This is a genomic window from Eilatimonas milleporae (assembly GCF_003688555.1).
In the GTDB taxonomy this organism is placed as follows: domain Bacteria; phylum Pseudomonadota; class Alphaproteobacteria; order Sphingomonadales; family Kordiimonadaceae; genus Eilatimonas; species Eilatimonas milleporae.
The window spans coordinates 128,849-151,965 of sequence record NZ_REFR01000014.1; the positions used below are offsets into that span (position 1 = coordinate 128,849).

Below are 23,117 nucleotides of genomic sequence, written 5' to 3' on the forward strand. Positions count from 1 at the left end.
TAAGCGACCTGTCCATCGGTGTGTCCGGCGGCGGCCCTGCGCCGGGCACAGACCTCAGACCTCAGCCCTCAACCCTTGTTGTGGGTATAGACATCCATGGCCTTGGCGAACAGGATATCCAGATCGGTCACACCGCCCGCGTCATGGGTGGTCATGGTCACTTCCACCCGGTTATACACATTGAACCATTCCGGATGATGATCATGCTTTTCCGCCAGCAGGGCAACCCGGCCCATGAACCCCCAGGCGGCATTGAAATCCTTGAACAGAAACTGTTTCCTGATCGCCCTGGCACTGCTGTCATAGGTCCAGTCCTCAAGGGCGGTCAGGGCCCTGGTGCGGTCTTCTTCGCTCAATTCCGACGGGCGGGTGGTCATGACGGCTCTCCTTTCAGTATTTCCTCGACATAGGCCGGCACCAGCGTGCCGGCCGGGCCGTGACGGCGCTCGGCGAACAGGCTTGCGCCGTCGCTTGGCTCCAGATTGATTTCGACGGTATGGGCATGGCCGATCTGCCGGACCTCGGACACGAATCCGGCGGCCGGGTACACCTGACCGCTGGTGCCGATGGACATGAACAGGTCGCAGTCGGCCAGCAAGGCCATGATCCGGTCCATGTCAAACGGCATTTCCCCGAACCAGACCACATGCGGGCGCAACGCCTTCGCATGGCAGGCCGGGCACGGCGTATCCGTGGCGCAGACACCGTCCCACACATGCACCCGGTGACACGCGCCGCAGCGCAGCTTTTTCAGCTCCCCATGCATGTGGATGACATCGCTGGCCCCGCCGCGTTCATGCAGATCGTCCACATTCTGGGTCACGATGCTCACCTGGCCCCCATGCTCCCGCTGCAGGCGGCCAAGGGCGATGTGCGCGGGGTTGGGTGACGCGGTCTTCAACTGCCGGCGCCGCGTTGAATAAAATTCATGGACAAGGTCGGGGTCGCGGACGAACCCCTCGGGGGTTGCCACATCCTCGATTCTGTGACGGTCCCACAGGCCCCCTTCCTCGCGGAATGTGGACAGGCCGGATTCGGCTGAAATGCCCGCGCCCGTCAGGATCACGATATTTTGGTGCCGCACCCTCTCACCCCCAAACGTCGGGCCCAAATGCCGAGCCGTGCCAAATCTGGTCAAGCCATGATATGAACAGGTGATTCCATAAACCGGCCTGAATTGCCAGCACGCTGTTGGCGCCTTGCCGCCTGCGGTCGGGCAAAGACAGGTCCACACTCAAAGAGGCTGCGATGATTGCCGTCCTGTTCGTCTGCATGGGGAATATCTGCCGCTCGCCCATGGCGGAAGGGGCCTTCCGTGCCGCCGCCGGCACCGCCGGGCTGGCCGACCGGCTGACGATCGACAGTGCCGGCACCATCGGCTATCACGCCGGCAAGGCCCCGGACACACGGGCCCAGGCCGCCGCCCGCAAGCGGAATGTCGATATCTCCGTTCAACGCGCCCGCAAGGTCGAGGCGGGGGATTTCAGCCGCTTCGACTATATCCTCGCCATGGACGGGGAGAATCTGGAAGACCTGCTGGACGCGTGCCCGCCGCCTGAGCGCCACAAAATATCGCTTTTCCTGTCCCATGCGCCCCATCTGCCGGTCAAGGACATGCCCGACCCCTATCATGGCCACGAGCGGGATTTTGAACTCTGCTACCGCGCCGCCATGGATGCGGCGGACGGGCTGCTGACCATGATCCGGGAGCGCCATTTCAACGAAGAAAGCACCGCACACAAGCGGGAGCCATAACAGCCATGACAGGCGACAACGCCCACAGCGGGACAAAGGGCAAAAGCCGTTTTATCCGCCTTGTCCGCAACAGATGGATATGGGCCGTCGGCCTGACCCTGCTGGCCGCATCCTGCGCGCCCGGCCTGTTCAACTTCGACAGCGGCTTTGTCTCGGACGACACCGTGGTGCGCGGAGCCGTCACAGCGGCATCCCCAGAGTCGTCACAGGAATCGTCCCCAGGATCATCACCGGACACGGCGGACGACACCCGCGCGCCCCTCGAAATCAGCTATCTGGCCGCCGGCAACACCAGCGGCCGCCGTGTCATTTTCGTCCATGGCACACCGGGCGAGGCCGCCAATTTCCTCGACCTGCTGCACCGCGTCCCGGACGATATGGAATTCGTCGCCATTGACCGGCCGGGCTTCGGTTTCACCAAACCCCGGCGGGCCGTCACCGCGCTGGATGCACAGGCCGCCGCGATCCGCCCGCTGCTGGTCGAACGGAACGGCAAATGGCCCATACTGGTCGGCCATTCCCTCGGCGGGCCGATTGTCGCGGCGGCGGCCGCCAACTATCCGGACAGGATAGACGGCATCATTGAACTGGCCGGCTCCCTCGATCCCGCGCTTGAGGATGTGCTGTGGGTGCAGCATTTGGGCAATGTGCCGCCCTTTTCCTGGCTGCTGTCCGCGTCCGCCCGCCACGCCAACAGGGAACTCATCGCGCTGGAGGACGAGCTTGTGGCCCTTGGCGACAGGCTGGGCGACATCCGCCAGCCGGTCATCATCGTCCACGGCACGCAGGACCGTCTGGTGCCTTATGAAAACGTGCCCTACATGCAGGCGAAATTCAGCGGGGCGCGCGCCCTGGACCTGATCACCCTGGACGGGGCCAACCATTTTCTGCCGTGGAATGCCGCCGACCGCATTCTGGACGCGATCCGCATGCTCGACACACGGATCGCCGACCTTGGGGACAATACCCTGCCGCAGACATGCCTGGCCGCGCGTCACCCGGACGGCCCGGTCCCCGCGCAAACACAAACGGCGGCACGGACGGCCCTCTGCTGACACAGCGTGCTGACCTAAGATGCTGAAATAAGGTGCCGGCACACCGCACCGGCCCGGATGTTCAAGAAGTCCCGGCGGTTTACCAGCTGCGTTGCGGTTCCAGGATGAAACCGGGGCGGAAGCCGTCGCCATGGTCTTCCATGTCATCCGGGTCCACATCCGCCGCCGGCAGGTCGATGGCACGCCCGAACCGGGCCTCGGCCCGGTAGAAACAGCCCTCATCCGTGCGGTGGGATGAAAACAGCGTAAAATGATCGACCCTTTGCGGCGGCGACACCAGATGGCCGTGACGGCTGAGCCAGTCGCCCACACGCGCATACGCCCCCCGGCGGAAACGGGCCAGCGTCACATGCGGTTTGAATTTACGCTGGTCGATGGCAACCCCCATACGCTCCATGGCGCGGGCGATTTTCTCATGCAGATGCAGAATGGGGGTCGGGTTCTCCACCCCGGCCCAAAGCACACGCGGCTGGCCGGGGCGGCCAAAGGCACCGACACCGGACAGCGCCAGATCGAACGGGTCGAAATGGACGCGGGCCAGTTCGCCCTCGATCTCCCGCATCAGGGGATGGGCCACTTCGCCGATAAAGGCCAGGGTCAGATGCAGCTGGTCGTCACGCTGCCAGTGCGCCCCTTCCACGTCGGAGCGCGGCGTCCGCAATATGGCGCAAAGGGCCGGGTCCAGTTCCAGGGCGACAAACAGGCGGAGCATGATACCCTCCTCATGTATGTGCGGCACACCGTTCCACACTCAGGCTGCACGCATGGCGTAAGAACATAATCCGGACGCTCGTATCTGTTCAGGGAATCACTATCTGCCGCCGGCGTCAAGCATCGACAGCACGGCGGGCCCCAGTCTTTCCACAATGATCTTCACGCCGTCCGCGTTGGGGTGAATGCCATCGGACTGGTTCAGCGCGCTGTCAGCGGCAACACCGTCCAGGAAAAAGGGGTACAGCCTCACCCCGTATTTTGCCGCCACATCACGGTATATCGTGTTGAAGGCGGCGGCATACTCCGGCCCAAGATTGGGCGGCGCCAGCATGCCCGTCAGCAGGACCGGGATCCCGCGCCCGGACAGGCTGGCCACCATGGCGTCGATATTGGTGCGGGTGATCGCCGGGTCGATACCGCGCAGACCGTCATTGGCCCCCAGTTCCAAAATCACCAGATCGGGGGCGCCGTTCTTGATCGGGGCCAGCGCCCAGTCCAGACGGGACCGCCCGCCCGTACTGGTATCGCCGGACACGCCGCCATTCACCACGCCGACGGGCACGGCCAACCGCGCGCCCAGCCAGGTTTCAAGCTGTTCGGTGAACCCTTCGCCGGGGTCCAGGCCGTAGCCGGCTGTCAGACTGTCGCCGAATGCCAGGATCCGGATATCGCTGTCCGCCGCACCGCCGGCATCCCCGTCCCCCGCGCCGTGGACGGGCGCGAACCCGCCGATCGCGGCAAGACTGAGCCAAAGCGCCGCGATCAACGTACAACTGACCGAACGAAGGTGTGAATTGACCATCATGGGCCATGCCCCTTAGTTTAACGACAAAATACCGTGGCCCGTATGAAAGAGGCCGACAGCGAAGGATAGATCTGACAATGCCAGAAACAACCCCATCCGACGCGGGGGCACCGCACAGCAGTCCGGCCGCCGCCCGGCAATCCGTTATCTCATTGGACCACGTGTCCCTGACGCTGGAGTCAGGCGCGGGGCCTGTCAATATTCTCAAGGACATAAATTTCGCCGTCACGACAGGCGAAACCGTGGGCATTGTCGGCCCGTCCGGTTCCGGCAAATCGTCCCTGATGAGCCTGATGACCGGGCTGGAACAGGCCACGACCGGTGACGTCACCGTGGACGGGCTCAGCCTCACCGGCGCCGACGAGGATCGTCTGGCCCGGCACCGGCTCAGCCGTGTCGGCATCGTCATGCAGGCCTTTCATCTTATCCCCACCATGACGGCGCTGGAAAATGTCGCCGTGCCGCTGGAACTGGCCCGCGTCAATGACGCCTTCGACCGCGCCGCCCACGAACTGGATGCCGTCGGCCTTGCCCACCGCATGGACCATTATCCGGCCCAGCTGTCGGGCGGCGAACAACAGCGCGTGGCGCTTGCCCGGGCCCTCGCGCCGGAACCCTCCATCCTGTTCGGGGACGAGCCGACCGGCAATCTGGACGGCCAGACGGGGCGGGCCATCATCGACCTGATTTTCGACCTGTCGGCCAAACGGCAGTCAACCCTTGTGCTGGTGACGCACGATCCGGCCCTGGCCGACCGCTGCGACCGCGTGATTTCCATGGCCGACGGCCGCATCATCGACGACACCGGCGACACCCGCGCGGTGGCCGATGACGGCAGCACCCTTCTCAACAAGGTGGGCCGCCCATGATCACCAGACATGCCGGCGTACCGGTTGCGTTCCGCTTCGCGCTCAGGGAACTGCGCGGCGGTCTGCGGGGCTTTCGCATTTTCATGGCCTGTCTGATCCTGGGCGTGGCGGCGATCGCCGCCGTCGGCTCGCTGACACGGGCCATCCAGGACGGCCTGAACCGCGAAGGACAGAATATCCTCGGCGGCGATATCGAAGTCAGCCTGTTCCAGCAGGAAGCCCCGGCCAGCCTTGTCGCCTTTATGAAACAAAAGGGCGACGTGTCGGTGTCCGCCCGTCTCAGGACCATGGCCCGCTCGCAGGATACCGGCCAGGCCACGCTGGTGGAACTGCGGGCGGTGGACGGGCGCTATCCCCTCTATGGTGATTTCCTCACCCTGCCGCAAATGGACAATCCGGCCCTGTTCGACAAGCGCGTCTCCGCCCAAGGGGACGAGACATGGGGCGCCGCCGTCGACCCCCTTCTGGCCGACCGGCTGAAGGTCAAGGTGGGCGACCGGCTGCGTGTCGGTGCCGTTACACTGGATATCCGCGCCCTCATCGACAAGGAACCGGACAAGGCCAATCTGGGCTTCCAGCTTGGGCCCAGCCTGCTTGTGCGCGGTCAGGCACTCGGCGAATCCGGTCTGGTCACGGTCGGCAGCCTGATCAACCATTATTACAAGATACGCCTTTTCGCCGGCAACAGCGTCGAGGGCGTGCGCGAGCAGATGAAGGAACGCTGGCCCGACGGCGGCTGGCGGGTGCGTGACCGGTCCACCAGCGCGCCGGGCCTGCGCCGTTTCATCGTCCAGATGGAAACCTTTCTCACCCTTGTCGGGCTGGCCGCGCTGGTGGTCGGCGGTGTCGGTGTCGGCAATGCGGTCAAGGGCTATATGGACCGCAAGACACGCACCATCGCCACCCTGAAAATACTGGGGGCGGACGGCGCGACCATTTTCGCGACCTATTTCCTCCAGGTTCTGCTGATCGGCCTGTTTTCGGTCGCCGTGGGTCTGGGCATCGGGGCCCTGCTGCCGGGGGTTCTGGGCCGGCTCCTGCCCGACACCATTCCGGTCGATATCGCCACCGGGGTCTATCCGGTGGCGCTGATGCTGGCGGCGGCCTACGGCCTGCTCATCACCATTGCCTTCACCGCCTGGCCCTTGGGCAAGGCGCGCGACCTTCCGGCGGTGCGGCTGTTCCGCGCCCTGGTGGCGCCGGAAACCCGGCGGCCGCGCCCGCTCTACATGGCCCTGATCGGCGGCACGGTGGCCATGGTGGCCCTGCTGGCCGTGGGTCTTGCCAACAATCACCTGCTGGCAGGCGGCTTCATCGCCGGGGCCGTGGGCGCCCTTGCCCTCCTGCGGTTGACAAGCTGGACCATTGAACGGGGCGCCGCGCGCCTGCCCCGCGCGCGCGGGGCGCTGACCCGCATGGCCATCGCCAACCTGCACCGGCCCGGCGCCGCCACGGGCGCCGTGGTGATCTCGCTTGGTCTCGGGCTGACCCTGTTCGCCGCCCTGGCCCTGATCGAGGGCAATCTCAGAACCCAACTGTCGGAGGAAGTGCCCTCCGAGGCGCCGGCCTTCTTCATTCTGGACATTCAACCCGACCAGCTGGAAGACTTCACGGCAACCGCCGACGGCGTGGACGGGGTGCGCGATGTGATCACCGTTCCCTCCCTGCGGGGCCGCGTCATCAAACTGAACGGCACCCCGGCAAGCGAGGTCGCGGTGGACCCGGACTATCGCTGGATCTTGCGCGGCGACCGTGGCCTGTCCTATGGCATGACACCCGGTGAAGGCAGCCGCGTCGTCGAGGGCGACTGGTGGCCGGATGACTATAGCGGCGAACCCGAAATCAGTTTCGGCAAGGCGGAAGCCGAGGGTCTCGGTCTTGATATCGGCGACACGGTCACCGTGACCGTTCTGGGCCGCGAAATCACCGCCCGCATCCGCTCCCTGCGGGAAATCAACTGGGGCTCCTTCGGCTTCAACTTCGTCATCCTGTTCGACCCCCACACCCTGAAGGCGGCGCCCCATACCCATATGGCAACGCTGAAGGCGGACGGCCCGGCGGAGGAAAACGCCCACCGCACCCTGACGCAGACCTTCCCCAACATCACCGCCGTCCGCATGAAGGAAGTGCTGTCCACCGTCAACGGCCTGCTGGAACAGATCGGCAGCGCCGTGCGCGCCACGGCGGTGGTGGCGATCCTGGCCGGGGTCCTCGTTCTGGCCGGCGCCATTGCCGCCGGGTTCCGCCAGCGCGTTTATGAAAGCGTGATCCTGAAGGTTGTCGGCGCCGTGCGCGGCCAGGTGCTGGCCGCCTATGCGCTTGAATTTCTGCTCATCGGGCTGGTCACGGCCTCCATCGCGCTCGGTCTCGGCCTTCTCGCCGGCTGGATCGTGGTGGAACAGGTGATGGATATGGATTTCCGCATCCTCGCCCTGCCCATGCTGATCACGGTCGGCGCCAGTCTGGGCGTGACCGTCCTGTTCGGGCTGGCCTCCAGCTTTCAGGCGCTGAGCATAAAGCCCAATGTGGTGCTGCGCAGTGAATAAAGCGGCACCCGGCATGGACCGGCGCGAAACCCCGCACCCCCTGCAAGTCACTTGCAAGACGCCGGATGCGGGACCATATTAGGATCAATTGCCTTTGTCCGCCGGTTGGAGACCAACCCGGCAAACGATGAAAACCTGGAAAGGGTATAAAGAGGAAAACAATGGCTGAACGGTATTCAACGGCCTATCGCACGGATACGACGGCGCGCACGGCCGAATTTGACGCAGGCCTCCGCGCCTACATGCTGAAGGTCTATAACTACATGGCCTCCGGCGTGCTGCTGACGGGCGTTATCGCCATGCTCGTCAGTCAAAGCCCGACAATGATCAACGCCATTTTCAGCGGACCGCAGGCCTATGTGGTCATGCTGGCACCGCTCGGCTTCGTGCTGGCGATGAGCTTCGGCCTCAACAAAATGTCCTCCGGCACGCTCCAGCTCCTGTTCTGGCTGTTCGCCGGCGTCATGGGCCTGTCGCTGTCGTCTATTTTCCTGGCCTATACCGGAACCAGCATCGCCCGCGCCTTCTTCGTCGCGGCGGCCTCCTTCGGGGCGCTCAGCCTTTACGGCTACACCACCAAAAAGGATCTGAGCGGCCTGGGCACGTTTCTGATCATGGGCCTGTTCGGCCTGATCATCGCCTCGGTCGTCAACTGGTTCCTGCAATCCACCATGCTGGACTTCATCGTCTCCGTCGTCGGCGTTCTGGTGTTTGCCGGCCTGACGGCCTATGACACCCAGCGGATCAAGAACAGCTATTACATGATGGCAACCGGCGAGATGGTGAAAAAGGGTGCGATCATGGGCGCCCTCAACCTGTATCTCGACTTCATCAACCTGTTCCTGATGCTGCTGCGTTTCTTCGGGCAAAGCCGCGAATAATACCGCCTGCGCGACCGCACGATCCACGGCGAAAAGCCCGGCGTCCTCTCAGGCGCCGGGCTTTTCCGTTGCCGCTACAGCCGGCGGGCGGGCGGCGCGCCCCGCCCGCATTCATGCGGCGTTAAACGGGCGCCCTATACTGTTTCACTCTGATGCCGTCCCATACGGGGGCCATACGGGGAAAAGCGCCCACCGGCCTCGCGCGCACGACCCATGGGAAATGCCGTGACAGGGGACACGTGCCGCAAACATGTACCCGCAAGGGTGTCAATGCGGTATCATTCCGGTGGACCGGCACTGCGCGCAGTGCAGTCATAAGGCTTCCGGTGTGATACCATGCCCGGAACGCGGAGGACGCCAATATGCCGAAAGGGCCCACCGCCCGCACCGACATGACAAAGACGCCCTGGCAAAAGGCCCTGGGCGCCCTGACTGCTGCCCTGACCACTGCTCTGGCTGCTACCCTGCTGGTCGCCGCAGCGGCACGGGCCAACGATGACGATCCGCTGATCGTCGATTACCGCTATATCGACGAAATTTTCGAAAGCGTCGTTCTGGTCACCGGCCAATCGGACAGACAGGTGGCGCGGCCCGCCCCGCCGCCGACCGGCTCCAGGATCAGCCGGGGCCCCGCCTCCATCACACGGTTGGAAGCCAACCGCGTCTTCTATCATCACATGGATGATGACGATCAGCGCTATGTCGGCCAGATGCTGGAAGACCTCGCCATTTTGGGCGAACCTGAAGATTACGACCGCATGCTGGCGGACGAACAACTGGCCTTCTGGCTGAACCTGCGCAATCTGATGGTCTATGAGGCGGTGGTGACCCGCTATCCCATCTCCAAACTGAACAAGTTTCACAGCACGGCATGGTCCAAACCCCGGCTGACCATCGCCGGAAAGCCGGTCTCGATCGAATCCATCGAAGACTATATCGTCACACGCTGGCCCGACCCCCGCGTGCTGTACGGCCTGTTTCAGGGCGAAATCGGCGGCCCCAACCTGCGGCCCAAATCCTTTTACGGCGAAACCGTCTGGAATGACCTGGAAGACAACGCCTTTGAATTCGTCAACTCGCTGCGCGGCATCGCCTTCTGGGGGTCGACGGCCAAGGTATCGTCGCTCTACTACCGCTTCGCCAGCCTGTTTCCCGACTTCGAGCGCGATCTGCGCCACCACATCCGCTCCTTTGCCCGCCGGGACGTGAAAAACGGTCTCGTCCGCACACGCCAGTTCCTGCCCAGCCGCTATGACTGGAACATCGCCGACATCTACAATGGCCGGCCCTACTCGAACACCTCCTATTCCGGCCAGACAATCCGCCTGCGCTTCGGCGGCATGGAAGATGTGCGCAACACCCTGCCCACCTACGCATCCCTGTTCCTGGAAGAAATCGGCCTGCGCAATCTGCGCCGTGACAGCCGGGTCAGTATCGAGCGGATCGACGACGGCAAAAGCGCCCCGGATGACGAAGAGGACGACGCGGACAAAGACGACGACGCAAAAAAGGGCGATGAAAAGCCGGACGACAAAAAACAGGAAACCGAAAAGCCCGACGACCCCGCCCATTAACCCCAGGCCGCTGACCCTTGACCGGTGACACCAGACCGTGCGGGTGTTCACCGCAACCGGCCCAGGCCCCGCCCGATCTATTCCTCCGCTTTCGCCGCCTTCGCCGCCTCGCGCCTCTCCCATCGCTCGAACTGCGCCAGGAAGGGCGACGCGGGGTCGAGCAGACGCAGGATCGCCGTCATGGCGGGCAGTCCTCTCTCCGGCTGCGTGTTCAGCAGGACGATCACGCCGTCGCCGCTTTCCTCGTAAGCGTAGGCGGCGGTCAGCTCCGACCAGTCCCAGCCCGTGTGTCCGATGACGGTCTCATCATCATAAGTCAGGATCTCGAATCCCAGCCCGTAGCCCTGCGCGGTCGGGCACGGGCTCCGCTCTTCCTCCGTGCATCTGACGATGGCGTCGTCGCCGTCCTCGGCGACGAGGACGGTGCTGCGCTCCGCCGCCAGCGGCGCGCCGTACCCTTCGCTCCGCAGGACCGATTTCAGGAAGGCGGCATAGTCCGGCACGCTCGTGCTCATACCGCCGGCGGCGGAGTAGCTGCCGTCGCGCAGGCAGGCCCCGCCCTGGCGGGGCGGGCGGCAGAAATAGCCGTAGAAGGTGCCGTCGGCGTCCCGGGGTTGGGCAAGCCCGCCTGTCGCCTCCCTGTTCGCCGCGATCGCGCTGTTCATCATGCCGATCGGCTCGAAGACCTCCGCCGTGACCAGTTCGGGCAGGGTACGGTCAAGCTTCGCCTCCATATACCGGGCAAGATACTCCATCCCCTCGCCCGAGTAGCTGTGGGCGGCCCCCGGGTCGTGCATGAAGACGAGCGTGCCGTCGGCCCGGAAGAAGCGCCAGTTGGGAAAGCCGGTACTGTGGGTCAGGGCGTGGCGTGCCGTTAGTTTCTGCGTGCGGGGATCGCCTGCGATATCCGGATCGACCCAGTAGTCCGCCATGGGCTCATCCAGGTTGATCGCGCCGTCGTCCGCGAGCCGCAGGGCCGTCTCGGCCACGACGGTCTTCGTGATCGAGGCGACGTTCATGCGGGTATTGATGTCGGCCGGTATACCCGGCGCCTCCTGGCCGTAGGCCGCCGTCCACACCAGCGCGCCGCCGTCGATGACGCCGATCAGCGCGGTGGTGACGTTATGCGCCGCGACAATCTCGCCGATCGCCGACCGGCTGCCGTCGCCGGGGATGGCAACTTCCCCGAACGCCGTCTCCGCGTCGGGCGGCGCAAGCGAGCACCCGGCCAGAAGCGTGGCGGCGATAAACGCATATCCTTTTCGCACCATTACGGTCTCCCTTTCGCTCAAAGATAGATTAAGCTCGAAGGGCAGCAGGGCACAAGCGCCCCCTTTGGCAGGCGCGAAGCGGCCGGTGCCGCCCCTGATCATCCCGTCCGGGTCGAACCGATATGGTACGAGGCGGGGCTCTCCAGCCCACCACCGCGACCATACCGCCGGTGAGCATATATTTGGACGGCTCAGCAACCTCAGCCGCATGGACACAAGCGACGAGTGGAATGGTCCATCTATCCGCTCTGCGCCGCGCCGCCACCGCCACCGTCACCGTCAGCGACCGGGTACGGGTCCGGCGCCCGGTCCGGGCACAGTGGACATGAACGGCGGGGGACATGAACGGCGGAGGATATGAAAGGCAGAGTTCCAACTCCCCCCCCGGAGCATGAGCGCACTCCCCCAGGGCGCGACCGCGCCCCGGCCGGTCAGGCCGCCCTCGCGGAGCGGATCGCAAGAGCGATCCTTGCGGGAGCGTAAAACAGACACCGGTCAGGCCGCCCGCGCGGAGCGGATCGCAAGAGCGATCCTTGCGGGAGCGTAAAAACAGACACCGGTCAGGCCGCCCGCGCGGAGCGGGCCGTGATAACGGCCCTTGCGGGAGCGTAAAACAGACACCGGTCAAGCCGCCCGCGCGGAGCGGGCCATGATAACGCGCCTGTGCGCGCAGCACGGGCGGACGGGTATGACCGGTCTCGCCGGTCGCGCCGGGTGAAAATCCATATACTGTCACCGGATTTTTCCACTATATGGAAACGGGGATAGCACAGCGCAACGGCCCGTCCGCTCTTGCTCTGAAACCCCTTTTGTTCAGGCCGTTGGGCCTGATAGGGCACGCAAAAACCATATACTGTCCCCGGATTCATCCGGATGTGGGCGGGCGCTGCGGGCCTCTGTCAGTCGGTGTCGCCGGTCAGAACCCGTCTCAGATCGTCCAGATGGTCCCGGTCCGCCCGCATCCGGGCAATCGCCATGCGCACGAGCACCCGCGCCAGCGCCGCGTCCCGGCCGGGGGCGCTTTCCAGTGCGATCAGCGTTGCCTCCTCCCGCGCGATGTCGCTGTCCAGATGGTCGGCGCGGCGGGCCAGCTGGCGTTTTACGGTCGCATCGTCGCCGTGCAGCGCCAGCGCCGCCCAGGTCACGAAGGGCGCGGGCGGGTCGCGCCGCACCCAGTCATCGCGGGCAAGGGCCGCGCGCAGGGCCGGCAGGGCCTCCCCGGACGGCTTGTAGACGACCCGGTCGGGCCCGCGCGCCGGCTCCGTGTCGCTGACCGCTTCAAGATAGCCGCCCGCCGCCAGTTTTTTCAGGGAATAGTAAATCTGCGGCCGCGACACCGGCGCCCAGTCCGCCGCATCGCTCTGCGCCAGGCGCTGCGCCACCTCATAGCCATGCAAGGGGCCGTCATACAGCAAGGTCGAAAGCACGACGAGATCGCAGGGTGTCAGACGCATGGCTCACGATTAGCAGGGATCACGGGCTCCATCCACTGTCTTGACAGCGGCGAAGGATGTCTAGTATCATTTAGACTAGTTAAGGATGATCCCCCATGAAACGCTTTTTTATCGCCAGCCTTGCCGCCATGATGGGGGCCGCGTGCGCCCTGTCCGCCCCGGCCGTCACGGCCGCCGACCCGAAGGAGGACCCCGTGATCCGCTATCAAAAAGTGACGTCCATTCTGCTGGCCGACGCTGTCGCCCCTTGTGTCGATTTCTGGACCGCCCTCGGCATGACCGCGACCGTCACCGTGCCCGAGGGCGACGGCCTCGGCTTCGCCATCCTCACCGACGGGACGGTCGAACTGATGTACCAGTCCTTCACCCTGGCGCGCGCGCAGACACCCGAAGCGGTCGACGGCGTACAGCGCTCCATCGTCTTTCTCGAGGTCGCGTCCCTTGACGCCGTGCTCGCCGCGCTGCCGGACGCCGAAACGGTAGTGCCCGATCATGTCACCGACTATGGCGCGCGCGAGGTCTATGTCCGCGACCCCGCCGGCAATCTGGTCGGCTTTTCCGAACCGGCGCGGACCGGTGACGACGTGGACGGGTGACGCTAACGGCGCACGCGCAGGCTGACCAAGGCCAACGGCCTCCCGCCGGCTATGGCGCCCCCCCTCCTGTACCGCCCCCGCTTTTCATCACGGCACCGAAACCCAGGGACGGTATAGACCCCCGAACTGTGCGGGCATATCCCCGAAAGCTTTATGTCACAGGGGTTTGCAAATGGCCGGCCCTGCAAAAAACCCTATACTGTACCCGGATTAATCCGCGCGCGGTGGACATGAAGACAGGATTTCGACCGCCGCACCCGGTCGCCCAGACCACCCGCGCGGAACGGACGGCATAAACGGCCCTGCGCGCGCGGCAATGTCTGGAAAACCGTACGCCACCCGAAGCTCCACCCCAGGGCGCGACCGCGCCCCGGCCGATCAGGCCGCCCGCGCGGAGCGGGCCGTGTAACGGCCCTTGCGTGAGCGAAAAACAAGCATCGGTCAGGCCGCCTCGCGGAACGGACCGCATAAACAGCCCTGCGCGCGCGGCAATGTCTGGAAAACCGTACGCCACCTGAAACTCCACCCCAGGGCGCGACGGCGCCCCGGCCGGTCAGGCCGCCCGCGCGGAGCGGGTCGCACCAGCGGCCCTTGCGTGAGCGTAAAAACAAACACCGGTCAGGCCGCCTCGCGGAACGGACCGCATAAACGGCCCTGCGCGCGCGGCAATGGCCGGAAGACCGTACGCCACCTGAAGCTCCACCCCAGGGCGCGACCGCGCCCCGGCCGGTCAGGCCGCCCGCGCGGAGCGGGCCGGGATAACGGCCCTTGCATGAGCGTAAAAACAGACACCGGTCAGGCAGCCTCGTGGAACGGACCGCATAAACAGCCCTGCGCGCGCGGCAATGGCCGGAAAACCGTACGCCACCTGAAACTCCACCCCAGGGCGCGACGGCGCCCCGGCCGGTCAGGCCGCCCTCGCGGAGCGGGCCGTACCAGCGGCCCTTGCGTGAGCGAAAAACAAGCATCGGTCAGGCCGCCCTCGCGGAGCGGGCCGCACCAGCGGCCCTTGCGTGAGCGCAAAAATTCCCGGATCAGGCGGGCTCCAGCCCCAGCTTGGCGAACAGGCGCTGGTCTTTCGTGCCTTCCGGGTTCGGTGTCGTCAGCAGGGTTTCGCCGTAGAAAATGCTCGACGCGCCGGCCATGAAGCACAGGGCCTGCAATTCTTCCGACATCTCCTCCCGTCCGGCGGACAGGCGCACGACGGACCGTGGCATCATGAGGCGCGCCACCGCGATGGTGCGGACGAATTCAAACGGGTCCAGGTCCTTTTCCGTCTGCAGGGGCGTGCCTTCGACACGGACCAGACGGTTGATCGGCACGCTTTCGGGGTGTTCCGGCAGATTGGCAAGGGTTTGCAGCATGCCGGCCCGGTCTTGACGGGTTTCCCCCATGCCGACGATGCCGCCGGAACAGACATGGATGCCGGCCGCGCGCACATGGGCCAGCGTCTCCAGCCGGTCCGCGTAGGTCCGGGTGGTGATGATTTCCTTGTAATAGTCTTCCGACGTGTCGATGTTGTGATTGTAATAGTCGAGACCGGCCGCCTTCAGCGTGTCCGCCTGGGCTCCCGTCAGCATGCCGAGGGTCACGCAGGTTTCCATGCCCAGGTCGCGCACGCCCTGGATCATGGCGATCACCGCGTCCATGTCGCGGTCTTTCGGGCTGGTCCAGGCCGCGCCCATGCAGTAGCGGCTGGCGCCGTTGGCCTTGGCGGCGCGCGCGTCCGCCAGCACGCGCTCGACCTCCATCAGTTTTTCCGCCTTCAGGCCCGTATCCTTGGCGTAGCGCGCGGCCTGCGGACAGTAAGCGCAGTCCTCGGGGCACCCGCCGGTCTTGATCGATTTCAGCTGGCTCAGCTGCACCCTGTTCGGCGCGTGATGCCGCCGGTGGACGGTTTGCGCCTCATGCAGCAGGTCGAGGAAAGGACGCTCGAACAGCGCCAGAATGTCCGCCACGGTCCAGTCATGGCGCAGCCCGTCCTGACGCAACCCGTCATGGCGCAACCCGTCATGGCGTATTTGCCCGTCCGGGCGCTGGTGGACGCCCTCGGGGCCTTGCGGTGCGGCCTCCAGGGGCGTGCCGGTCTCTATGGCGGTTTGCTCGGTCATCGGAACAGTCTCCTTAAACATTCCTGGAACATGCCTGGCGCTCCGCAGGCTTGGCGCATGGCGGGCCTTGCGTCAAGTCCCGCGATGCCTGCGCGAGGCACGCGGCAAGGTCTTCCCCCCACAGGCAAGAGCTGCCCGCCGTTCCCGTCCGGTGCCCGGCAAGGCTTTCCGGGGCGGGGTGCGGCAACGGTCCTCTCCGGCCCGTGCGCCGGTCGGAAAGTCAGGCGGTCCCTGCACCCCTGACGGCCGGCCGGCGCCGCCTGCAATCTGGCACGGAGGTTGCTGTTACCCGTGCAAGACAGCCGGACACAGGCACCGCCCGTCACCCGTTTCAAGGAGCACCGGATCATGCAACAGCCCCTCCCGTTCGACCCCGATATCTATTACGGGATCGTCGCTGAAAATTTGTTCAAGAATTTCGGTGCGCGGGCGCTGTCCGTCGCCGATATGGCGCTGAACAAGATGCGGGCGCTCGGCGACAAGGAAGGGCTGGGTATCTGGCTTGCCATTCACGAGCATCTGGCCACGCGCGCGGCCGAGGTCATGCGCGAGGATCTGACCGGCAACAGCCCCACCCTGCACTGAGACGCGTGCACTGAAGCAAGACAGAATACGGGCGGGATCGCACTCAGCACCCGGCACCCAACATCCCGCCCGTGACCGGGACATACCCAATCCCGGTCGGTGACCCGCCCCCGCACCCAGGGGCGGGTCACGCCTTTTTCAGGCCCTGTTACTATTGACGGTGCCACCGAACACCGCGCCCGACTGCCCACATTGGCGTTCCCTCCCAGATTTGCTAAACCGGCTTTGCTAAACAGGGCCCAAGAAGACCACAGGCTGTGAGAAACATGTCCCATGCAGAGGCACCGCCCCCGAAACGTTGCACCGTACCCCCGAAACGCCGTGCTGTGAGTGCGTCGTGACCGGACAGGATTTCGATACGCTTCTGGACGCCAGCGGGCTGGCCTGCCCGCTGCCGGTTCTGCGTGCCCGGCGCACGCTGGCCGAGCTGGCACCGGGCCAGGTCCTGAAACTGGTGGCGACCGACCGGGCGGCGCTGAACGACATTCCGGCCTTTTGCCGCATGGCCGGACACCGCCTGATCCGCGCCGACCGGGACGACGGCACCTATGTTTTTCACATCGAAAAGGGTGCGGCCCCACAGGGTGGGGCGGACGGCGCACAGACGGCGGCGCCGGAGACTGGCTGATACGCGGCGCCCCGACACGCAGTGGCGTTGTCGCGGTATGTCCGTACGCCCCGGCTACTTGCGGCCGACGAAGCTGGCCAGCCAGCCGGCCATCAGCGCGATCATCACGGCGGCCAGACCGTAGAAAAACGGAAACACATTGGCAAAGGTGAAGACGGCGCGCTCGAAGCCTTCCTTGTCGACGGTCAGGTCGATGCGGTTGCGGCCCTTCAGCTCGCCCTGCTGGAAAATGAAGGTGTCGACGAAAAACTCGCCCACCGGCACATTGGCCGGCAGGCGCACATCGGTGCGGAACAGGCCCTGGCCGACCATGGTCACCGTGTCCAGCTCCTGCCGGTACAGGCCGGCCTCGGTGCGGCGCCGGTACAGGGCCTCCATGAAGTCGGGCTTCATCCGTTCCTGCGACGGGCCGCCCTCGATCGCCAGGCGCAGATTTTCAAACCCGATGCCGGAGCGGGCATAGGTCAGCGGCGCGGCGATATCCGCCAGCGGCCGCGATGCCGCCACGGCGTAATAGCCCGGCGCCGCCGAAAAGGTGACACTGTCCGTGTTCACCCAGATGCCGCCGACACGGCCCTTGCGCCGCACCACGGTGGGCGTTTCCGGCCCGCGCACCACGATGACCACGTCGAAGTCGCCGCGCAGCGGATCGACGGGGCTGTCGCCGACCGTGCCGAACAGGATCAGGTCGGCGCCGTCAAAGCTGTAGCGGATTTCGATGCGGTGCTGCGACAGGTCGGTGACGATGGCCGCGGAAGGGGCGGAGAGGCACAGCACGGCCGCCAGCAGTCTCAGCACCGAAAGTCTTAACACCAGCAGTCTCAGCACCGGGTGTCTCGGCATCGGGGCGGGCAGCAGGCGCATCAGTGCCCTCCCCCAAGGTCCGCCAGATCGCTGACGCTGTACAGGTCCGACGGCTCCAGCACCAGGCCGAGCGCCATGCGCACCCCGACCCCGAGCACCATCAGTGCCAAGAGCGCCCGCAGCTGTTCCCCCGGCAGGCGCAGGCCGACACGCGCGCCCACCTGCGCCCCGAACACGGCCCCGCACAGCAGCAGCACCGCCAGCAATATGTCCACCGTCTGGGTGTTGACCGAATGGAAGACGGTCGCCAGCGCCGTGACGAAAATAATCTGGAACAGCGAGGTCCCGACCACCACATTGGTCGGCATGCCGAGCAGATAGATCATCGCCGGCACCATGATGAAACCGCCGCCGACCCCCATGATGGCGGCCAGAACCCCCACCACCAGCCCGATGGACAGGGGCAGCAGGGCGGAGATGAACAGCCGCGACTTGCGGAAGCGCATCTTGAAGGGCAGCCGGTGGATCCAGGCCTTGTGCCGTTCGGCCCGCGATTTGCGCGGCGGCTGCACCCCGGCGCGTGCCCTGAGGATGGCGCGCACGCTTTCCATCAGCATCAACAGCCCGACCGACCCCAGAAACAGCACATAGGCCAGGCTGATCATCAGGTCCACCTGACCGAGCAGGCGCAGCCAGGCGAACACCCGCGCCCCCAGAAAGGCGCCGATCGCCCCGCCGGCGGTCAGCACCAGCCCCATCTTGAAGTCGACACCGCCGCGCCGCCAGTGCGCCATCGCGCCGGACACGGAGGCGGCGGTGATCTGGTTGGCCTCGGTCGCCACGGCCACCGTCGGCGGCACCCCGGCGAAAATCAAGAGCGGCGTCATCAGAAACCCGCCGCCGACCCCGAACATGCCGGACAGAAATCCCACCAGCGCGCCCATCCCCACGACGAGAAAGACGTTCATGGACATCTCGGCAATGGGCAAATAAAGCTGCATAAGCTGGGGCGATCCAAGAGCCGCCGGCCACGGCCGGCAGGCGACAGGGCCATTGTTCAGGGGACAGGACGGCAGGCACCCCGCCCTCATCCCGCAAGTGTTACCCAGAAAGCGCCGGTGTTGCAATGGGATGGCGGCGGTTAAACACCGATGGCCTTTGCCGCGCGGTGCCCCGCCGAAGACCGGCCGGCCCGATGCCAACGCGATAGGGGCGCCATACCGAGCCTATCCGGGGCCTTGCGGGCGCCGCGACAGGGCCGCCCCCTCTGCCATGCGCGGTGTCACGCGTGGGCGATTTTGCCGTATTTCTTCACCGCGTCGTGCAGATGGTCGTCCAGCCGTCCGGTCATGTACAGCCACAGCATTTTATAGTCGCCCATCAGCGACCAGCGCGGATAATCGAAGGTGGCCGGCCGGTTGCGCTCGAACCGGAAGTGACCGACCCAGGCAAAGCCGTATCCGATCAGCGGATAGAAAATCAGCATCCACCATGTGCCGGTCAAAACGGCGGCCAGCGCGACCGCTGTCCCCAGCGTGGTGCCGATATAGTGCAGGCGGCGGCATGTCGGATTGGCATGCTCGGCCAGATAGTATGGAAAAAATTCGCCGAACGTCTGAAATGCGGGCGCGGCCATGGTGCGTCCCTCCCTCTCGTTCCCCAATGTGAAACCGGTACCGAACCGGTGCCGAGTCGCGCGCTTTACCGCCGGTTTCGGCCGCACGCACGCCGCGGTGTACCGGCCGTCACGGTAACATCAAACTGACACGTCCAGCAATTATAAGGGATTACAGCGTAGGGTGGAAGAGGGACCGGAACGGAGTTGACGTTTACGTAAACGTCAACTATATACCCCGGCATGCAGTGCGAGGGAGGGCGCATGCCCGATAAAGACAGCAAAACCTACACCATCAAGGATCTCGCCCGCGAGTTCGGCGTGACCGCGCGCACCCTGCGCTATTATGAGGATCAGGGCCTTTTGTCCCCGGACCGCCAGGGTCAGAACCGCGTTTACATGCAGCCGGATCGCGTCCGGCTGGCCTGGATACTGCGGGGCCGCCGGGTCGGTTTTTCCCTCAATGAAATCGGCGAGATGCTCGACCTTTATGATCTGGGGGACGGACGCGAAACCCAGCGCCGCATCACCATCGACAAATGCCGCGAGCGTATCCGGGCCCTGAAAGCCCAGCGCGACGACATCAACACCACCATCCGCGAACTGGATGATTTTTGCGGGCTCCTGGACCGGCTGGTCCTCAACCCCGACACCGGCAAATGGGTCCGCGAGGATACCGGCGAACCGGCCGACATCCGCGCGCCCTGACCCCGGCGCCGCGCCCCCGACCCCACGGGACCGCACACCCGAAACCCCGAGCAACCCCGAAATCCCGACCATCAAGACCCCACAACACGACCCTATCAAGGCTGAAGGATAAAGCAGATGCCCAGTTACAAAGCCCCCGTCAAAGACATGCTGTTCATTCTGAATGACGTGCTTCAGATCAACAGATATTCCAACCTGCCCGGATACGGCGACGCCACCCCCGATCTGGTGTCCGCCATCCTCGAGGAAGGCGCGAAATTCTGCGAAAATGAATTGCAGCCCCTGAACCGCAGCGGCGACGAAGAAGGCTGCGTGCGCCACGAGGACGGCTCGGTCACCACGCCGAAAGGCTTCAAGGACGCCTATGACCAGTATATCGAGGCCGGCTGGACCGGGCTGACCCAGCCCACCGAATACGGCGGACAGGGCCTGCCCCACGTTCTCGGCATCGCCATGGAGGAAATGCGCGTGTCCGCCAACATGGCCTGGGCCATGTATCCGGGCCTGAGCGAGGGCGCCATGGCCGCCATCCAGATTTCCGGCACCGACGAGCAGAAAAACAAATATCTGCCCAAAATGATCGAAGGCAAATGGACCGGCACCATGAACCTGACCGAACCCCATTGCGGCACCGACCTGGGCCTGCTGCGCACCAAGGCCGAACCGCGCGAGGACGGCGCCTACAACGTCACCGGCACCAAGATTTTCATCTCCGCCGGTGAACATGACATGAGCGAAAACATCATCCATCTGGTGCTCGGCCGCCTGCCCGACGCCCCGAAAGGCGTCAAGGGCATCTCCATGTTCGTCGTGCCGAAATATCTGGTGGGCGACGACGGCAGCATCGGCGAGCGCAACGGCGTCTCCTGCGGCTCGATCGAGGAAAAGATGGGCATCCACGGCAATTCCACCTGCGTCATGAACTATGACAATGCCGTCGGCTATCTGATCGGCGAGCCGAACAAGGGCCTGCAAGCCATGTTCATCATGATGAACGCCGCCCGCCTCGGTGTCGGCATTCAGGGGCTCGGCCTGTCCGAGGTCAGCTACCAGAACGCCCTCGACTATGCCAAGGACCGCATCCAGGGCCGCAGCCTGAAAGGCGCCGCCAACGAAAACAAACCGGCCGATCCCATCATCGTCCACCCCGATGTGCGCCGTATGCTGCTGAACAGCAAATCCTTCAACGAGGCCGCGCGGGCGCTCGGCCTGTGGGGCGCCCTGCTCGTCGACCTGTCGCACAAGGCCGCGACCGAGGAGGAACGCCAGGAAGCCGACGATCTGGTCGGCCTGATGACCCCGGTCATCAAGGGCGTCTTCACCGACAAGGGCTATGAAAACGCCACCAACGCCCAGCAGGTGTTCGGCGGGCACGGCTACATCGCCGAATGGGGCATGGAACAGTTCGTCCGCGACGCCCGCATCGCCATGATCTATGAAGGCACCAACGGCATTCAGGCGCTGGACCTTGTCGGGCGCAAGCTGCCGGCCAATGGCGGCCGCGCCGTCCAAGCCTTCTTCAAACATGTCGGCACCTTCATTTCCGACAACAAGGACACCGAAAAACTGGCCGATTTCACCGGCCCGCTGTCCAAGGCCCTGACCGATCTGCAAACGGCGACCATGTGGCTGATGCAGAACGCCATGGGCAATCCGGATCATGCCGGCGCCGCGTCCGTGCCCTATATGCACCTGATGGGACATGTGGTGCTCGGCCTGATGTGGGCGAAAATCGCCAAAGCCAGCCAGGAAGCACTGGACGCGGGCAGCGAGGATCCCCAATTCCACGAGAACAAACTGACCACCGGCCGCTACTACATGAAACGCCGGCTTGTCGAAACCGCGTCGCTGCTGTCCGAAATCCAGGCCGGCGCCGACGATGTCATGGCGCTTGACGCCGCCAACTTTTAAGCCCGAGGGAGCTTGATCATGACGGAAGCCTATATTTACGACACCGTGCGCACGCCGCGCGGCCGGGGCCGCAAGGACGGGTCCTTGCACGAAATCACCCCCATTCAGCTGGCCACCCAGGTTCTGGAAGGCTTGCGCGACCGTAACGATCTCGACACCGAGAATGTCGACGATGTGATCCTCGGCTGTGTCGCCCCGGTCGGCGAACAGGGCTCGGACATCGCCCGCGTCGCCGCCATCAATGCCGGCTATGCCGAAACCACCGCCGGCTTTCAGATCAACCGCTTCTGCGCCTCCGGCCTTGAAGCGGTGAACATCGCGGCCGCCAAGGTCATGTCCGGCGAAGCCGACATGGCCGTCGGCGGCGGCGTCGAAAGCATGAGCCGCGTGCCCATGGGCTCCGACGGCGGTGCCTGGCCCGTCGACCCGGCCGTCGCCTTTGACAGCTATTTCGTGCCGCAGGGCATCTCCGCCGACCTGATCGCCACCAAATACGGCCACAGCCGCGACGACGTCGACGCCTACGCGGTGGAAAGCCAGAACCGCGCCAAGGCCGCCTGGGACGACAACCGCTTCGCCAAGTCCATCATGCCGGTCAGGGACGTCATCGGCATGGAAGTGCTGGATCACGACGAATTCATGCGGCCCGAGACGACCATGCAGTCGCTCGGCGCGCTGAAGCCCTCCTTTGCCCAGGTCGGCGACATCGGCTTCGACAATGTGGCCATCCAGAAATATCCCGAGATCGAGCGCATCAACCACGTCCACCATGCCGGCAATTCCTCCGGCATCGTCGACGGCGCCGCCGGCGTGCTGGTCGGCACCAGGGAAATCGGTGAAAAGCTCGGCCTGAAGCCCCGCGCCCGCTTCCGCTCCATGGCCTCCATCGGCTCCGAGCCGACCATCATGCTGACCGGCCCCTCCTTCGCCGCTGAAAAGGCCCTGAAGCGCGCCGGCATGGACAAAAGCGACATCGACGTGTGGGAACTGAACGAAGCCTTCGCATCCGTCGTACTGCGCTTCATGGAAGCCCTCGACATCGATCACGGCGACATCAATGTGAACGGCGGCGCCATCGCCATGGGCCACCCGCTCGGCGCCACCGGCGCGATGATCCTGGGCACCGTTCTCGACGAACTGGAACGCTCCGGCAAGTCCACCGCGCTCGCCACCCTGTGCATCGGCGCCGGCATGGGCACCGCCACCATCATCGAACGCGTCTAATTCAACGCGGC

At 65.0% G+C, this 23,117-nt stretch carries 22 protein-coding genes; 12 read left to right on the forward strand and 10 right to left on the reverse strand.

The features are described 5' to 3' along the window. Positions 1 to 68: 68 nt before the first annotated feature. Positions 69 to 377 (reverse strand): 4a-hydroxytetrahydrobiopterin dehydratase, encoded by a 309-nt coding sequence (locus BXY39_RS15280; protein ID WP_121939754.1) that lies wholly within the window; start codon positions 375 to 377, stop codon positions 69 to 71. Then, positions 374 to 1,084, reverse strand: coding sequence for an NAD-dependent deacylase (locus tag BXY39_RS15285; protein WP_121939755.1), 711 nt, complete (start codon positions 1,082 to 1,084; stop codon positions 374 to 376). Before BXY39_RS15285 ends, BXY39_RS15280 begins: the two co-directional genes overlap by 4 nt. 164 nt (positions 1,085 to 1,248) lie before the next feature. Between BXY39_RS15285 and BXY39_RS15290 the strand changes: the two genes are divergently transcribed. Together BXY39_RS15290 and BXY39_RS15295 are read left to right on the forward strand one after the other, a co-directional pair. Then, a complete protein-coding gene (locus BXY39_RS15290) occupies positions 1,249 to 1,755 on the forward strand; it encodes a low molecular weight protein-tyrosine-phosphatase (RefSeq protein WP_121939756.1) in 507 nt (168 codons plus the stop codon). Between the two features lie 5 nt (positions 1,756 to 1,760). Then, positions 1,761 to 2,810, forward strand: coding sequence for an alpha/beta fold hydrolase (locus BXY39_RS15295; RefSeq protein WP_121939757.1), 1,050 nt, complete (start codon positions 1,761 to 1,763; stop codon positions 2,808 to 2,810). A 79-nt stretch (positions 2,811 to 2,889) separates the two neighbouring features. Here BXY39_RS15295 and thpR read toward each other — a convergent pair whose 3' ends face one another. Together thpR and BXY39_RS15305 are read right to left on the reverse strand one after the other, a co-directional pair. After that, complete coding sequence (gene thpR / locus BXY39_RS15300; RefSeq protein ID WP_121939758.1) at positions 2,890 to 3,522, reverse strand: RNA 2',3'-cyclic phosphodiesterase; 633 nt, start codon at positions 3,520 to 3,522, stop codon at positions 2,890 to 2,892. Positions 3,523 to 3,621: 99 nt separating this feature from the next. After that, on the reverse strand, positions 3,622 to 4,329 hold the full coding sequence (locus BXY39_RS15305; protein WP_245999298.1) for an arylesterase: 708 nt from the start codon (positions 4,327 to 4,329) through the stop codon (positions 3,622 to 3,624). Between the two features lie 77 nt (positions 4,330 to 4,406). Between BXY39_RS15305 and BXY39_RS15310 the strand changes: the two genes are divergently transcribed. From BXY39_RS15310 to BXY39_RS15325, 4 genes are all read left to right on the forward strand, one after another. After that, complete coding sequence (locus tag BXY39_RS15310) at positions 4,407 to 5,198, forward strand: ABC transporter ATP-binding protein (protein WP_121939759.1); 792 nt, start codon at positions 4,407 to 4,409, stop codon at positions 5,196 to 5,198. Continuing rightward, a complete protein-coding gene (locus BXY39_RS15315; protein ID WP_121939760.1) occupies positions 5,195 to 7,744 on the forward strand; it encodes an ABC transporter permease in 2,550 nt (849 codons plus the stop codon). Before BXY39_RS15310 ends, BXY39_RS15315 begins: the two co-directional genes overlap by 4 nt. Positions 7,745 to 7,905: 161 nt before the next feature. Next, complete coding sequence (locus tag BXY39_RS15320) at positions 7,906 to 8,625, forward strand: Bax inhibitor-1/YccA family protein (RefSeq protein WP_121939761.1); 720 nt, start codon at positions 7,906 to 7,908, stop codon at positions 8,623 to 8,625. Positions 8,626 to 8,987: 362 nt separating this feature from the next. Beyond that, positions 8,988 to 10,199: a DUF547 domain-containing protein gene (locus tag BXY39_RS15325; RefSeq protein WP_121939762.1), complete on the forward strand. Its 1,212-nt coding sequence runs from the start codon at positions 8,988 to 8,990 to the stop codon at positions 10,197 to 10,199. 77 nt (positions 10,200 to 10,276) lie between these two features. Here BXY39_RS15325 and BXY39_RS15330 read toward each other — a convergent pair whose 3' ends face one another. After that, positions 10,277 to 11,470, reverse strand: coding sequence for a serine hydrolase domain-containing protein (locus tag BXY39_RS15330; RefSeq protein WP_170163878.1), 1,194 nt, complete (start codon positions 11,468 to 11,470; stop codon positions 10,277 to 10,279). An 899-nt stretch (positions 11,471 to 12,369) separates the two neighbouring features. Beyond that, on the reverse strand, positions 12,370 to 12,924 hold the full coding sequence (locus BXY39_RS15335) for a PadR family transcriptional regulator (RefSeq protein WP_121939764.1): 555 nt from the start codon (positions 12,922 to 12,924) through the stop codon (positions 12,370 to 12,372). A gap of 95 nt (positions 12,925 to 13,019) precedes the next feature. Between BXY39_RS15335 and BXY39_RS15340 the strand changes: the two genes are divergently transcribed. Then, positions 13,020 to 13,520 carry a VOC family protein gene (locus tag BXY39_RS15340; protein WP_121939765.1) on the forward strand — a complete coding sequence of 167 codons (501 nt, stop codon included), beginning with the start codon at positions 13,020 to 13,022 and terminating at the stop codon, positions 13,518 to 13,520. Positions 13,521 to 14,554: 1,034 nt separating this feature from the next. On the opposite strand, the gene bioB is transcribed toward BXY39_RS15340, so the two are convergent. Next, positions 14,555 to 15,631 carry a biotin synthase BioB gene (bioB, locus tag BXY39_RS15345; RefSeq protein WP_121939766.1) on the reverse strand — a complete coding sequence of 359 codons (1,077 nt, stop codon included), beginning with the start codon at positions 15,629 to 15,631 and terminating at the stop codon, positions 14,555 to 14,557. Positions 15,632 to 15,979: 348 nt separating this feature from the next. Here bioB and BXY39_RS15350 point away from each other — a divergent pair, with 348 nt between their 5' ends. Next, positions 15,980 to 16,216 (forward strand): hypothetical protein, encoded by a 237-nt coding sequence (locus BXY39_RS15350; protein ID WP_147453606.1) that lies wholly within the window; start codon positions 15,980 to 15,982, stop codon positions 16,214 to 16,216. Between the two features lie 337 nt (positions 16,217 to 16,553). Then, complete coding sequence (locus tag BXY39_RS15355) at positions 16,554 to 16,844, forward strand: sulfurtransferase TusA family protein (protein WP_245999300.1); 291 nt, start codon at positions 16,554 to 16,556, stop codon at positions 16,842 to 16,844. A 54-nt stretch (positions 16,845 to 16,898) separates the two neighbouring features. Here the strand turns inward: BXY39_RS15355 and BXY39_RS15360 are convergent, their stop codons facing one another. The 3 genes from BXY39_RS15360 to BXY39_RS15370 all read right to left on the reverse strand — a co-directional run bounded on the left by BXY39_RS15360 (position 16,899) and on the right by BXY39_RS15370 (position 19,284). Next, the gene (locus BXY39_RS15360) at positions 16,899 to 17,708 is read right to left on the reverse strand and encodes a TIGR02186 family protein (RefSeq protein ID WP_121939768.1); all 810 of its coding nucleotides are present in this window, start codon (positions 17,706 to 17,708) and stop codon (positions 16,899 to 16,901) included. Continuing rightward, complete coding sequence (locus BXY39_RS15365) at positions 17,708 to 18,649, reverse strand: sulfite exporter TauE/SafE family protein (RefSeq protein ID WP_121939769.1); 942 nt, start codon at positions 18,647 to 18,649, stop codon at positions 17,708 to 17,710. Before BXY39_RS15365 ends, BXY39_RS15360 begins: the two co-directional genes overlap by 1 nt. A 281-nt stretch (positions 18,650 to 18,930) precedes the next feature. After that, positions 18,931 to 19,284, reverse strand: coding sequence for an Mpo1-like protein (locus tag BXY39_RS15370; RefSeq protein WP_121939770.1), 354 nt, complete (start codon positions 19,282 to 19,284; stop codon positions 18,931 to 18,933). A gap of 243 nt (positions 19,285 to 19,527) precedes the next feature. On the opposite strand from BXY39_RS15370, the gene BXY39_RS15375 reads away from it, so the two are divergent. From BXY39_RS15375 to BXY39_RS15385, 3 genes are all read left to right on the forward strand, one after another. Next, the gene (locus BXY39_RS15375; RefSeq protein ID WP_211332285.1) at positions 19,528 to 19,971 is read left to right on the forward strand and encodes a MerR family transcriptional regulator; all 444 of its coding nucleotides are present in this window, start codon (positions 19,528 to 19,530) and stop codon (positions 19,969 to 19,971) included. Positions 19,972 to 20,088: 117 nt separating this feature from the next. After that, entirely contained in the window at positions 20,089 to 21,882 is a 1,794-nt protein-coding gene (locus tag BXY39_RS15380; RefSeq protein WP_121939772.1) for an acyl-CoA dehydrogenase C-terminal domain-containing protein, read from the forward strand. 18 nt (positions 21,883 to 21,900) lie between these two features. Further along, positions 21,901 to 23,106, forward strand: coding sequence for an acetyl-CoA C-acetyltransferase (locus BXY39_RS15385; RefSeq protein WP_121939773.1), 1,206 nt, complete (start codon positions 21,901 to 21,903; stop codon positions 23,104 to 23,106). Positions 23,107 to 23,117 lie beyond the last annotated feature (11 nt).

What these genes read in the sequence shown, in the direction of transcription:
- BXY39_RS15280 (WP_121939754.1), bottom strand. Translation starts at nt 377, where the DNA reads ATGACCACCCGCCCGTCGGAATTGAGCGAAGAAGACCGCACCAGGGCC.
- BXY39_RS15290 (WP_121939756.1), top strand. Translation starts at nt 1,249, where the DNA reads ATGATTGCCGTCCTGTTCGTCTGCATGGGGAATATCTGCCGCTCGCCC.
- BXY39_RS15295 (WP_121939757.1), top strand. Translation starts at nt 1,761, where the DNA reads ATGACAGGCGACAACGCCCACAGCGGGACAAAGGGCAAAAGCCGTTTT.
- thpR (WP_121939758.1), bottom strand. Translation starts at nt 3,522, where the DNA reads ATGCTCCGCCTGTTTGTCGCCCTGGAACTGGACCCGGCCCTTTGCGCC.
- BXY39_RS15305 (WP_245999298.1), bottom strand. Translation starts at nt 4,329, where the DNA reads ATGATGGTCAATTCACACCTTCGTTCGGTCAGTTGTACGTTGATCGCG.
- BXY39_RS15310 (WP_121939759.1), top strand. Translation starts at nt 4,407, where the DNA reads ATGCCAGAAACAACCCCATCCGACGCGGGGGCACCGCACAGCAGTCCG.
- BXY39_RS15315 (WP_121939760.1), top strand. Translation starts at nt 5,195, where the DNA reads ATGATCACCAGACATGCCGGCGTACCGGTTGCGTTCCGCTTCGCGCTC.
- BXY39_RS15320 (WP_121939761.1), top strand. Translation starts at nt 7,906, where the DNA reads ATGGCTGAACGGTATTCAACGGCCTATCGCACGGATACGACGGCGCGC.
- BXY39_RS15325 (WP_121939762.1), top strand. Translation starts at nt 8,988, where the DNA reads ATGCCGAAAGGGCCCACCGCCCGCACCGACATGACAAAGACGCCCTGG.
- BXY39_RS15330 (WP_170163878.1), bottom strand. Translation starts at nt 11,470, where the DNA reads ATGGTGCGAAAAGGATATGCGTTTATCGCCGCCACGCTTCTGGCCGGG.
- BXY39_RS15335 (WP_121939764.1), bottom strand. Translation starts at nt 12,924, where the DNA reads ATGCGTCTGACACCCTGCGATCTCGTCGTGCTTTCGACCTTGCTGTAT.
- BXY39_RS15340 (WP_121939765.1), top strand. Translation starts at nt 13,020, where the DNA reads ATGAAACGCTTTTTTATCGCCAGCCTTGCCGCCATGATGGGGGCCGCG.
- bioB (WP_121939766.1), bottom strand. Translation starts at nt 15,631, where the DNA reads ATGACCGAGCAAACCGCCATAGAGACCGGCACGCCCCTGGAGGCCGCA.
- BXY39_RS15350 (WP_147453606.1), top strand. Translation starts at nt 15,980, where the DNA reads ATGCAACAGCCCCTCCCGTTCGACCCCGATATCTATTACGGGATCGTC.
- BXY39_RS15360 (WP_121939768.1), bottom strand. Translation starts at nt 17,708, where the DNA reads ATGCGCCTGCTGCCCGCCCCGATGCCGAGACACCCGGTGCTGAGACTG.
- BXY39_RS15365 (WP_121939769.1), bottom strand. Translation starts at nt 18,649, where the DNA reads ATGCAGCTTTATTTGCCCATTGCCGAGATGTCCATGAACGTCTTTCTC.
- BXY39_RS15370 (WP_121939770.1), bottom strand. Translation starts at nt 19,284, where the DNA reads ATGGCCGCGCCCGCATTTCAGACGTTCGGCGAATTTTTTCCATACTAT.
- BXY39_RS15375 (WP_211332285.1), top strand. Translation starts at nt 19,528, where the DNA reads ATGCCCGATAAAGACAGCAAAACCTACACCATCAAGGATCTCGCCCGC.
- BXY39_RS15380 (WP_121939772.1), top strand. Translation starts at nt 20,089, where the DNA reads ATGCCCAGTTACAAAGCCCCCGTCAAAGACATGCTGTTCATTCTGAAT.
- BXY39_RS15385 (WP_121939773.1), top strand. Translation starts at nt 21,901, where the DNA reads ATGACGGAAGCCTATATTTACGACACCGTGCGCACGCCGCGCGGCCGG.